Raw genomic sequence first — 11,718 nt, 5'->3', positions numbered from 1 at the left:
CGCGGTACCACCCAAATTGGCAAAAGGCCCTCTTTCAGTACAGAGACGAGCTCGATACTGTACTCCTTTTAACGGTAGAGTTCTCCGCCCAAGTCTACTCTCTAAAAAGATTTCGGTTGGGAGCTAAGGGATGTTCTTCAATACAGGCATCGTACTGGTCTTCCACCGTCACCAGCTCGCTGTAACTACATCCTGTATCTACTCTTCCCTTCATCGCTTTTTTAAAATTATAATATGCAATATAATATATGTCAATATTCAATTTTCTAAAAAATGAAACAAAAACATATAAACAATTCACATTTATATTATTATATGCAATAAAAATAGTTTTATTATATTTTGATTTTTTTATAGTTTTTTGCAAGTATTGATTAAATGCAATGACTTATGATATAATTAAACGTTGTGAAAATATTAATACAAAGGAGCGTTAGGTATGAGCTTATATAAAAAGTGGGAAGCACTAGCAGATTCAAAGGTAAATGCACCAGATTATGAAGAATTCTGGACAGATTATTTAAAAAAGGAACAGGCTATATATAAAACTATATTAGCTAATAAGCAAAGTGTTGTAGAAGGAAAACTAAAGGACCTTGCAAATGAATATGGTGTTGATGAATTAACATTTGCTGCATTTGTTTCTGGTATAAATACAAGCCTAATAAATCCTGTTGATGAAGATTCTCTTGAAGAAGATACACATCTTAAGCTTGAAATAGATTTTGAAAAGTTATATTACAATATGCTTGATGCAAAGGCCAATTGGTTATATGAACTTCCAGAATGGGACGGCATACTAACAGTTGAAAGAAGAAAGGAAATAAGAAAAGAATACAATAGATCAAGAATTGTTGTAAATGAAAATAAGGTTGGAAGAAATGAACCATGTCCTTGTGGTTCAGGTAAGAAATATAAGAAGTGCTGTGGAAAATAAAGGTGCAATTGCACCTTTATTTTTTATGAAAAAAGAACAAATTTTGAGTAATATAAAGTATTTATCTAATAAACTAATTAGAACTGTCCTTTTTTGAACTTTTTACTTAAATTAATTGGATATTTCGATGTATTAATTTTAAATAATGTAGTAGTATAATTATAATGTTAAAATTTACAAAGAAGGAAGGTCTTATTTATGAGGGAAGTTTTACGATGTGGTATTGATGTAGGATCCACAACAGTAAAACTCGTTGTGTTAGGGAAAAATGGGGAAATAAAATTTAAAAGATATCAAAGACATTATTCAGATATAAAGGGTACTCTTATTAGTGTATTAAATGAACTTCGCAATGATTTAGGTAATATTAATATAAAAATAAAAATAACAGGTTCAGGTGGACTGTCTATATCAAAATGGATACAGGTTCCTTTTGAACAGGAGGTTATTGCTTTAAGTTATGCAGTACAAAAGCTTTTAAATGAAGTTGATGTTGCAGTAGAGCTTGGTGGAGAAGATGCAAAGATTACATATTTTAAAAATGGAATAGAACAGAGAATGAATGGTACCTGTGCAGGTGGTACAGGTGCATTTATAGATCAAATGGCTACACTTTTAAATACAGATGCAGATGGTTTAAATGAACTTGCAAAGGACTATCAAATAATATATCCAATTGCATCAAGATGTGGTGTTTTTGCTAAAACAGATATACAACCTCTTTTAAATGAGGGGGCAAGAAAAGAAGATATAGCTGCGTCTATCTTTCAGGCTGTAGTAAATCAAACAATTAGTGGACTAGCCTGCGGTAGACCAATAAAAGGTAAAGTTGCTTTTTTAGGTGGCCCACTTTACTTTTTATCAGAGCTTAGAAAAAGATTTATAGATACACTAAATTTAAAACAAGAAGATGTATATATACCTGAAAATTCACAGGTATTTGTTGCAATAGGTGCAGCACTTTTAAGTGCAAATAGTAGCATATATAATCTAGAAGATATAATTAGAAGATTAGAAGAAGCAGCAGAGATAATTGAAATAGATGAGGATGTATTAGAGCCTTTGTTTAATAATGAAGATGAATATAATGAGTTTAAAACTAGACATGATAAAAATAAAATAAAAAGACGTGAACTTTCAACCTATAGTGGGGAATGTTTTTTAGGTATAGATGCTGGTTCAACAACCACAAAGGTGGCGTTAATAGATAGAGAAGGAAATTTACTGTATTCATACTATTCAAGCAATCAAGGAAGCCCTTTAAATACAATAATAGATGCATTAAAGGATTTGTATAGTAACTTAAACGATAAAACATATATTGCAAAATCTGCAGTTACAGGATATGGAGAACAGCTTTTAAAAAATGCATTAAATATAGATATTGGGGAAGTTGAAACTGTTGCACATTTTAAAGCTGCAAACTACTTCTTAAATGGAGTAGATTTTATATTAGACATTGGTGGACAAGACATGAAATGTCTTACTGTTAAGGATGGAATTATAGAAAATATCATGTTAAATGAGGCCTGCTCATCAGGATGTGGTTCATTTATTGAAAGCTTTGCTAAATCCTTAGGTATGACTACTGAAGATTTTGCAAAGGCAGCACTTTTTGCAAAACATCCAGTAGATTTAGGAAGTAGATGTACTGTATTTATGAACTCAAAGGTAAAGCAGGCACAAAAGGAAGGTGCAACAGTTGAGGATATTTCAGCAGGGTTGTCATATTCTGTTATAAAAAATGCTTTATTTAAGGTTATTAAATTAAAAGATTCAAAGGATATTGGGAAAAAAGTTGTAGTTCAAGGAGGAACCTTCTATAATGATGCAGTTTTAAGGGCCTTTGAAAAGATAACAGGCATTAATGTTGTAAGACCTGATATATCAGGAATAATGGGGGCCTTTGGAGCAGCACTTATAGCTTTAGAAAACTATAAGGAAGGAGAAAAATCAAATATATTAAAATTAGACGATATAAATAGCTTAACCTATACAAATGAGATAAAAAGATGTAAGTTGTGCACTAATAACTGCCTTCTTACAATAACTAAAATAAATGATAGGAGTGTTGTAACAGGAAATAGATGTGAAAGAGGAGCAGGAATAGAAAATACAAAGGAAAAGCTCCCTAATCTTTATGAATATAAATATAACAGGCTCTTTAGCTATAAACCTTTAGATGAAAAGGAAAGCATAAGGGGAAGCGTAGGAATACCAAGAGTACTTAACATGTACGAAGATTATCCCTTCTGGTTTACATTTTTTACAGAGCTAAAATTTAAAGTTGTTTTGTCAGATACATCAACTAGAAGGTTATATGAGCTTGGTATGGATACAATTCCTTCAGATACTGTATGCTATCCAGCAAAGATTGTACACGGACATATAGTTAATTTAATAAATAAGGGAGTTAAGTTTATTTTCTATCCAGCACTACCATATGAAAAGGTTGAGTTTAATGATGCCCATAATCATTATAACTGCCCTGTTGTGACATCCTATAGCGAAGTAATAAAAAATAATATGGATATTCTAAACGAAAAGGGAATAAGGTTTTTAAACCCATTCTTACCGTTTGATGATAAGGAAAAGCTAAAAAAGAGATTATATGATGAACTAAAGGATTTTAATATATCTTATGGTGAAATTGAAGTGGCAGTTGAAAAGGCAGAAAAGGAACTTAATAGTTTTAAAGAGGAGATAAGAAGAAAGGGACTAGAAGTTTTAGAGTATATAGAAAAGAATAATAAGAAGGGAATAGTACTTGCAGGGCGTCCATATCATTTAGATAAGGAAATAAACCATGGAATAGATAGACTTATAGTATCACAGGGATTTTGCGTTTTAACTGAGGATAGTATTGCTCATCTTGGAAAATTGGAGGAACCTTTAAGGGTTGTAGATCAGTGGGCATACCACTCAAGGCTTTATAGGGCGGCAAGTTTTGTTGCAAAGAGTAAGAATTTAGAGCTTGTTCAACTTACATCCTTTGGATGTGGACTTGATGCAATAACTTCAGATCAAGTTAAAGAGTTACTTGAGGCATATGGTAAGATATATACATTAATTAAAATAGATGAGATAAACAACTTAGGCGCTGTAAAGATTAGAATAAGGTCCCTTAAAGCAGCAGTAGAAGAAAGGGATAAACTAAATTTCGTTCCAAGAAGAATAAAACAATATTCAAGAAAAGTAATATTTACAAAGGAAATGAAGCAAAAACACACAATACTTGCACCACAAATGGCTCCAATTCATTTTGAATTAGTACAGGAGGCCTTTAGGTGGGCAGGATACAACCTTGAGGTTCTTCCATCGGTTGATAAAAATGCAATAGATGAGGGACTAAAATATGTAAATAATGATGCCTGCTATCCATCAATAATTGTAGTTGGACAGCTTATGAGCGCCCTAAAGTCAGGAAAATATGACCTAAATAATACCTCTGTTATAATTTCACAAACAGGGGGAGGATGTAGGGCAACAAACTATATAGGATTTTTAAGAAAGGCACTTTCTGATGCAGGGCTATCACACATTCCTGTAATATCGTTAAATGCGGTTGGACTTGAAAAAAATCCAGGATTTAAGGTAACACTTCCTATGCTTCATAGGGGAATAATGGCACTTTTACTTGGAGATTTAATAATGAGGCTTTTATATAGAACAAGGCCATATGAAAAGGAGAAGGGAAGCTGTGATAAGCTTTATGATAAATGGATAAATAGATGTAAAAGGGTAGTAAGAAGTGGAAGTATATTTGAATACAAGAAGGTTGTATACGAAATGATTGCAGATTTTGAAGCTGTTGAAATAGAAGAGAAGAGAAAGCCAAGAGTTGGTGTGGTTGGTGAAATACTTGTTAAGTTCCATCCAACAGCAAATAACGATATAGTAAAGTTAATAGAAGAAGAGGGTGGAGAGGCTGTAGTTCCTGATCTTGTCGATTTCTTCTTGTATAGTGCCTACGATGCAGAATATAAGCATAAATATCTATCAGGAAGCAAGAAGGCAAAGATATTAGGAAATGCAACCATAAAGATAGTTGAGATGTATAGAAATGTAATAAGGAGGGCACTTGAAAATTCATCAAGATTTGAGCCACCAACAACTATATATCATTTAGCAGAAAAGGCAAAGGAAATAATAGATTTAGGAAATCAAACAGGAGAAGGATGGCTTTTAACAGCAGAGATGATTGAGCTTATTGAAATGGGAGTGCCAAACATTGCTTGTCTTCAACCCTTTGCTTGTCTTCCAAACCACGTAACAGGAAAGGGAGTTGCAAAGGCATTAAGGGAAAGATACAAGGATGTAAATATTGTTGCGATAGATTATGACCCAGGGGCAAGTGAAGTAAATCAAGTAAATAGATTGAAACTTATGATGTCTGTAGCCCACAGAAGAATATTAGAATCAGCTCAAAAATATATGGATAATAACATACTACAGGAGGCAAGCGTAGCAGAGGAAAAATAAAAACTTTAAAACTTAAACATCAAATTTAGGCTAAAGCAGAAGAGCTTTAGCCTTTTTTGTTTAAATTATTTTTAAAAGTCATACAAATTGACTCTACTTAATCGTTTAATTTTATTGTAAAATTATAGTGAAGGGAGTGATTGACTTGTTAGGAAAGATGAAGGAGTACTTAAGAAGAGATAATAAGTTTATATTTAGCTTTGAAAATGGAGAGGGTATTATAGAGGTAATAAGCGACACAATAATAAACGTTTTTGTTCCAATCAAGTATAAGGAACATAATTCAAAGGCTATTGAGAATTTAAAAATAAAAGAAGCGAGCATCTTAGAAAAAAGATTTGAGGATAGGGTAGAGATAGAAACAAATGATGTTGTTGTAGTTGTGTACGATAACTTTAAAGTTGACTTTTATGACAAACAGAGAAATCCATTATGTTTAGATTATGATGGAGAAAGAAGCCCATTTATAAGAAGAGGGAATACTTCAATTGCAGAGGGGGAAGGAATAAGTACACAGGCAGACTTTAAACCACATAAAATAGAAGTTATAAAAAAGATGCTTGGGGATGAATATTTTTACGGATTTGGAGAAAAAACAGGGCACCTTAATAAAAAAGGGTACTACTATGAAATGTGGAATACAGATGATCCAAAGCCCCACGTTGAAAGTTATACAACGCTATATAAATCTATTCCCTTCTTTATTACCTTAAGAGACAATAAAGCCTTTGGAATATTTTTTGATAACACATTTAAAACATATTTTGATATGGGAAAGGAAAACAGCAGCTACTACTACTTTGCAGCAGATGATGGAAATTTAGACTATTATTTTATTTATGGTCCAAAAGTAGTAGATGTTGTTGAAGGGTATACATATTTAACAGGAAGAACACCACTACCTCAAATGTGGACACTTGGCTATCAACAGTGTAGGTGGAGTTATGCTCCTGAGAGTAGGGTTTTTGAGATTGCAGAAAACTTCAGAAAAAGAGATATACCCTGTGATGTGATATATCTTGATATAGATTATATGGATGGATACAGGGTATTTACTTGGGATAAGGAAAAATTTAATGATCCAAAGGCCTTTACCGACAGATTAAAGGATATGGGCTTTAAGGTTGTAACAATAATTGACCCGGGGGTTAAAAAGGACAAGGGTTACTATGTTTATGATGAGGGAATAGAAAATGGATATTTTGCAACGGATAAGGATGGAATTCCTTATGTTAATGAGGTTTGGCCAGGTGAAGCACTTTATCCAGATTTCTCTGATGAAAGGGTTAGAATATGGTGGTCAGAAAAGCAAAAAGTAATGATAGATAGTGGTGTAGCAGGTATTTGGAATGATATGAACGAACCTGCCTCCTTCCGTGGACCACTTCCAGATGATGTTCAGTTTAAAAATGATGGTTTCCCAACAGACCATAGGGAAATCCATAATGTATATGGACATCTTATGTCAAAGGCAACTTATGAGGGATTAAAGAGATATACAAATAAAAGACCGTTTGTCATAACAAGGGCATGTTTTGCAGGAACACAAAAATATTCAACAGTTTGGACAGGAGATAATCATAGCTTTTTTGAACATTTGAGAATGGCAGTTCCTATGCTTTTAAATTTAGGTTTATCTGGATTTGCCTTCTGTGGAACGGATGTTGGAGGATTCCAATTTGACTGTACACCAGAGCTTTTATCAAGATGGGTACAAGTTGGATGCTTTACTCCACTATTTAGAAATCACTCCTGCATACATACAAGAGACCAAGAACCTTGGGCCTTTGATGAAAAAACAGAGGAGATAAATAGAAAATATATTAAATTAAGATATAAGCTTCTTCCATATTTATATGATCTATTCTATCAAGCAGAGGAAAAGGGGCTTCCAATAATGAGACCTCTATTTATGCACTATATGGAGGATAAAAATACCTATGAATTAAATGATGAATTTTTATTTGGTGAAAATATATTAGTTGCTCCAATTTTAGAGCAAGGAAAGAATTTTAGGGCAGTATATCTGCCAGAAGGAGCATGGTATGATTATTGGACAGGAGAAAGATTAGAGGGAAGAAGGGTTGTTGTAAAGAATGCTCCAATTGATGTATGTCCAATATATATAAAAGCAGGAAGTATTATACCAACATATAAAGACATGAATTACATTGGAGAGATAGAACTAGATGAAGTAGAATTTGAAGTATATAAGGGTAATGGAAGCTACCTTCACTATGAGGATGATAGAGAAACATTTAACTATAAAGAAGGTGAATACAATCTTTACAAGCTAGTTCAGACAGAACAAAAGGACTTTATAAATATAGACTTTAGTATTCTACACAAAGGATATAATAAGGGATATAATAAAGTAAAAATTAGGTTAAAGAATATTGAAGCAGGCAAGGTTACAATAGATGATGTTGAAGTTAAAGTTGAAGTCTATGGAAAGGATACGGTAGTCACTCTTGAACCTAAGGATTCTCAAATAAAATTCTACATATAGGAAACTAGCCGGCTTAACGCCGGCTTATACTATATTTTATAAATCTATATTAAAGGGGGAACTATTATGGGGGGAAATTTGAGCTTCACTTTACGTATTTAATAATACAGCTTCAATATTAAAATGTTGTTGATAAATTGTAAACATAGTGTAAATAATAATATCAAAATATTTTTACAATTGTTTACAATTTATTTAAGTATATTTAACTATTAAATAATAAAACTTATGAATAATTTATGATATATTATTTATTGTTATTATTATAATAAGGACAGGTGATAGCGTGAACATAAAGGAGATTATGGATATAGCAAGCTTTGCAGGGGAGATACTTTTATCAAGTGGTGCAGAGATATATAGGGTTGAGGATACAATAACTAGGATTTGCAACTGTTATGGAGTTGACTGTGAATGCTTTGTAATGCCAACAGGTTTTTCACTTACTGTTAGAAATAAAAATGGAGATGTTTTAAGTAACGTAAAAAGAATAAAGAATAGAAGTGTGGATCTTCATAGGGTAGAGATGGTAAACACCTTTTCACGAAAACTACTGAATGAAAGAGCCTCCTATAAAGAGGCTATGGAGGAGCTTAACAGAATAAAAAATATGCCTTATTTTAGCTATAGCCTACAGATTATATCATCAGGTTTTGTGGCATTAGGATTTACAAAATTATTTGGTGGTAATGTATTTGATTCATTGGTGGCTTTTATCATAAGTATGGGTATATTCTATGCTAAGGATAAGATTCAAAAATATGGTTTTTTTCAATTTTTAGAGTTTTTTATTTCAGGCCTTATAGCAGGTGTATTATCCATTCTAATTGGTAAAATGGTTCCTAATGTAAACATTGATAAGGTAATTATAGGTTCTATAATGACATTGGTACCAGGCGTTGCAATAACAAATGGAATAAAGGATGCCCTATATGGTGATTTTATATCAAGTTTTTCAAGGCTTATTGAAGCTTCATTTATAGCAATTGCTATAGGCCTTGGAGTAGGTGTTTCATTAATAATACAATTAAGTTGGGTGTGATGTAGTATGATGGATTTTGTATTAGCTTTTATTGGAAGTTTTGCAGGAGCTATTCTTTTCAATATAGAGAGAAAAAATTTAATATGGGCAGGAATATGTGGTGGAATATCATGGGTAGTATTTAAGCTTTTTTATATTCAGACAGATAGAGTTGTATTTTCAACCTTTTTAGCAGCATTTGTTTGTGGAGTATATAGTGAAACAATGGCAAGAAAATGCAAAACACCTGCCTTTGTATTTTCTATCCCTGGAATTTATCCTCTAGTTCCAGGTATTACTGCTTATACAACTGTTAGAGCAATAGTTGAAGGAAGGCTTATATTTGCAGTAAATAAAGGAATAGAAACAATAGGAACTGCAGGTGCAATTGCCTTTGGAATAATGCTGGCATCTACTGTATTTCAATTTGTATCTAAAGTTAATGAAGGATATAAAAATAAGCCTAAGGCTACTTCTTAGGCTTATTTTTACATTCATTACAAATACCATAAAGTTCTAGTTTATGATCTAACAGTTCAAATTCATCATCTTGTATGTTCATTTTAAACATTTCAAGAGGACAAAAGTCTATTGCCTTTGTTTTTCCGCACCTAGTACAAATAATATGATGATGGTGATTATCTAAATCTATAATTTCATAATAACAGGTACTACTTGCATCTATGTTAGTTTTATGTATAAGTTCAAGCTGCTCAAGTACCTCTAGATTTCTATAAACAGTTGAAAAATTTGTTTGAGGGCACTTTTGTTTAGATAGATTTAATATTTCTTCTGCAGATAGAAATTTACCAATGTTTTCGCATAAAACTTCAATTATTGCCTTTCTTTGATTTGTTATTTTATATCCATTAGATTTTAATATTTCCTCAAGTTGTACAGCATTCATAACAACACACTCCAAACTATTTTTCTGGTGGTTTAATAAAAGAATTTACAATAAATGCTATAGTAATACCAATTAGTGTTTCCAAAAGTCTTTTGTAGCTATAAACTAGTGCGTGCTTATTGTCTTTAATGTTTAGCATAATACCTAAAAAGACTATTCCAGCCATTGATATTGCGTCATTCCAATCTAGCTTATTACAAATATAGATCAACAATACTATTCCTAAGGCAGAAAACAAAGCGTTTGTTGGAAATAATGAGGCAAAAACAAACCCAAGAACTGCTCCAATAAATGTTCCAAGAAGCCTATTTTTACCAGCTGTATAAGTTTTTTCTAAAGTAGACTGCATACATACAAGTGAAGCAATGGCAGCATAGAAGGGGTAATCAAGTTTTAGTATATTTGAAAATATAATTGACAAAAATACAGCTAAAGCAGTTTTTATATTTCTCATTCCTATTGTCATTACATCACCTTTACAATTTATTTTGTTAAGATTATTATAAACAAAGGCGCACTAATTTTCAAATTAAGGTGGTGAAGCAAATGAAGATGTGGGGAGACAAGAGGTATTATTCTCTTAATTATTTTTTAAGACAAAAGTTTGGAGAGAAGGTATTTAAAATATCCTTAGATGCAGGATTTTCTTGTCCAAATAGAGATGGAAGAATATCAAGTGGAGGATGTATATTCTGCAGTGCAAGAGGTTCAGGAGATTTTGCAGGTTGTGGAGATGATCTAGTTAAGCAGTTTAATGATATAAAACAGGTTATGAATAGGAAATGGAAGGAAGGAAAATATATACCTTATTTTCAGGCCTACACAAATACCTATGCACCAGTTGAGGTATTAAGGGAAAAGTATTATAGTGTATTGAATTTAGAGGGTGTTGTAGGACTTGCAATAGCAACAAGACCAGATTGTCTGCCAGATGATGTTTTAGATCTATTAAGCGAAATAAATGAAAAAAAATACCTTTGGGTAGAACTTGGACTTCAAACAATACACGATGATACAGCAAAGCTAATAAATAGAGGCTACCCACTTGAGACATATATTGAGGCTGTGGAAAAATTAAAAAAGAGAAATATTGATGTAGTAACCCACGTAATACTTGGACTTCCTGGAGAAGATAGAAAAAGAATGCTTGAAACCGTTGAGTTTGTGGCAAAGACAAATACACAAGGAATAAAGTTACATCTATTGCATCTAATGAAGGGAACAAAGATGGTGGAGCTCTATGAAAGAGGAGAATTGAGATTTTTAGAGATGGATGAGTACGTAGATTTAGTAGTTGATTCAATAGAAAGGTTACCTGAAACTATGGTTGTTCATAGAATGACAGGAGATAGTCCAAGGGAATTATTAATAGGACCTATGTGGAGCTTAAAAAAATGGGAAGTTTTAAATGCGATAGATAGAAGATTTATAGAACGAAATACATGGCAGGGTAGACTCGCTTAAGTGCCACCCAAGTGAAATGTGACATTTTCCACAACATGGAAGTCACATTTCTTTTTTTATACCAAAAATTAAACAAAATTTACTTGAAAGTAAATGATTTATAGTAGAGAATAGTATATATACAAAAAATAGGAATAGACGATTATTTGTACTCATATATTTTTTTGAGATTAATGATGTTTTAAGGAGTGATTTCATGGAAAAAAAGCTCTATAGGTCAAGAACAGATAGGATGATAGCAGGAGTATGCGGAGGAATAGCAAAGTATTTCGACATAGACCCTACTATAGTTAGATTATTTTGGGTTTTTGCAACACTAGTTGGTGGTTCAGGGATTTTAGCTTATATTGTATGTGCTATAGTTATTCCACTTGAGCCAATAGAATAGGATTTTTATT

At 32.4% G+C, this 11,718-nt stretch carries 9 protein-coding genes and 1 other annotated feature (1 of these 10 cut by a window edge); of the genes, 7 read left to right on the top strand and 2 right to left on the bottom strand.

What is annotated here, in order from left to right; translation table 11 throughout:
- Window positions 1-223, bottom strand: a binding site (T-box leader) (it extends 23 nt beyond the left edge of the window).
- 216 nt (window positions 224-439) lie between these two features.
- From TCEL_RS09815 to TCEL_RS09795, 5 genes are all read left to right on the top strand, one after another.
- Complete coding sequence (locus TCEL_RS09815; protein ID WP_018663638.1) at window positions 440-937, top strand: SEC-C metal-binding domain-containing protein; 498 nt, start codon at window positions 440-442, stop codon at window positions 935-937.
- 198 nt (window positions 938-1,135) lie between these two features.
- The gene (locus TCEL_RS09810) at window positions 1,136-5,419 is read left to right on the top strand and encodes a 2-hydroxyacyl-CoA dehydratase (RefSeq protein ID WP_018663636.1); all 4,284 of its coding nucleotides are present in this window, start codon (window positions 1,136-1,138) and stop codon (window positions 5,417-5,419) included.
- A gap of 157 nt (window positions 5,420-5,576) precedes the next feature.
- The gene (locus TCEL_RS09805) at window positions 5,577-7,928 is read left to right on the top strand and encodes a glycoside hydrolase family 31 protein (RefSeq protein ID WP_198010677.1); all 2,352 of its coding nucleotides are present in this window, start codon (window positions 5,577-5,579) and stop codon (window positions 7,926-7,928) included.
- 304 nt (window positions 7,929-8,232) lie between these two features.
- The gene (locus tag TCEL_RS09800; RefSeq protein WP_040684022.1) at window positions 8,233-8,970 is read left to right on the top strand and encodes a threonine/serine exporter family protein; all 738 of its coding nucleotides are present in this window, start codon (window positions 8,233-8,235) and stop codon (window positions 8,968-8,970) included.
- A 6-nt stretch (window positions 8,971-8,976) separates the two neighbouring features.
- Complete coding sequence (locus TCEL_RS09795; protein ID WP_018663630.1) at window positions 8,977-9,429, top strand: threonine/serine exporter family protein; 453 nt, start codon at window positions 8,977-8,979, stop codon at window positions 9,427-9,429.
- Here the strand turns inward: TCEL_RS09795 and TCEL_RS09790 are convergent.
- Both TCEL_RS09790 and TCEL_RS09785 read right to left on the bottom strand, forming a co-directional pair.
- Window positions 9,419-9,856, bottom strand: coding sequence for a Fur family transcriptional regulator (locus tag TCEL_RS09790; protein ID WP_018663628.1), 438 nt, complete (start codon window positions 9,854-9,856; stop codon window positions 9,419-9,421). The two genes, TCEL_RS09795 and TCEL_RS09790, sit on opposite strands and share 11 nt — an antisense overlap.
- Before the next feature lie 16 nt (window positions 9,857-9,872).
- Window positions 9,873-10,322 carry an FUSC family protein gene (locus TCEL_RS09785; RefSeq protein ID WP_018663626.1) on the bottom strand — a complete coding sequence of 150 codons (450 nt, stop codon included), beginning with the start codon at window positions 10,320-10,322 and terminating at the stop codon, window positions 9,873-9,875.
- A gap of 80 nt (window positions 10,323-10,402) precedes the next feature.
- Between TCEL_RS09785 and mnmL the strand changes: the two genes are divergently transcribed.
- Window positions 10,403-11,320: a tRNA modification radical SAM protein MnmL/YtqA gene (gene mnmL, locus TCEL_RS09780; RefSeq protein ID WP_018663624.1), complete on the top strand. Its 918-nt coding sequence runs from the start codon at window positions 10,403-10,405 to the stop codon at window positions 11,318-11,320.
- Between the two features lie 196 nt (window positions 11,321-11,516).
- Window positions 11,517-11,708 carry a PspC domain-containing protein gene (locus tag TCEL_RS09775; RefSeq protein ID WP_018663622.1) on the top strand — a complete coding sequence of 64 codons (192 nt, stop codon included), beginning with the start codon at window positions 11,517-11,519 and terminating at the stop codon, window positions 11,706-11,708.
- The last annotated feature ends 10 nt before the right edge of the window (window positions 11,709-11,718 follow it).

This window comes from Thermobrachium celere DSM 8682 (assembly GCF_000430995.1).
In the GTDB taxonomy this organism is placed as follows: domain Bacteria; phylum Bacillota; class Clostridia; order Clostridiales; family Caloramatoraceae; genus Thermobrachium; species Thermobrachium celere.
Note: the sequence above shows the minus strand (reverse complement) of the source record. Positions and strands in the feature narration are given on the sequence as shown.

Coding starts and splice junctions, on each gene's coding strand:
- TCEL_RS09815 (WP_018663638.1), top strand. CDS start 440: ATGAGCTTATATAAAAAGTGGGAAGCACTAGCAGATTCAAAGGTAAAT.
- TCEL_RS09810 (WP_018663636.1), top strand. CDS start 1,136: ATGAGGGAAGTTTTACGATGTGGTATTGATGTAGGATCCACAACAGTA.
- TCEL_RS09805 (WP_198010677.1), top strand. CDS start 5,577: ATGAAGGAGTACTTAAGAAGAGATAATAAGTTTATATTTAGCTTTGAA.
- TCEL_RS09800 (WP_040684022.1), top strand. CDS start 8,233: ATGGATATAGCAAGCTTTGCAGGGGAGATACTTTTATCAAGTGGTGCA.
- TCEL_RS09795 (WP_018663630.1), top strand. CDS start 8,977: ATGATGGATTTTGTATTAGCTTTTATTGGAAGTTTTGCAGGAGCTATT.
- TCEL_RS09790 (WP_018663628.1), bottom strand. CDS start 9,856: ATGAATGCTGTACAACTTGAGGAAATATTAAAATCTAATGGATATAAA.
- TCEL_RS09785 (WP_018663626.1), bottom strand. CDS start 10,322: ATGACAATAGGAATGAGAAATATAAAAACTGCTTTAGCTGTATTTTTG.
- mnmL (WP_018663624.1), top strand. CDS start 10,403: ATGAAGATGTGGGGAGACAAGAGGTATTATTCTCTTAATTATTTTTTA.
- TCEL_RS09775 (WP_018663622.1), top strand. CDS start 11,517: ATGGAAAAAAAGCTCTATAGGTCAAGAACAGATAGGATGATAGCAGGA.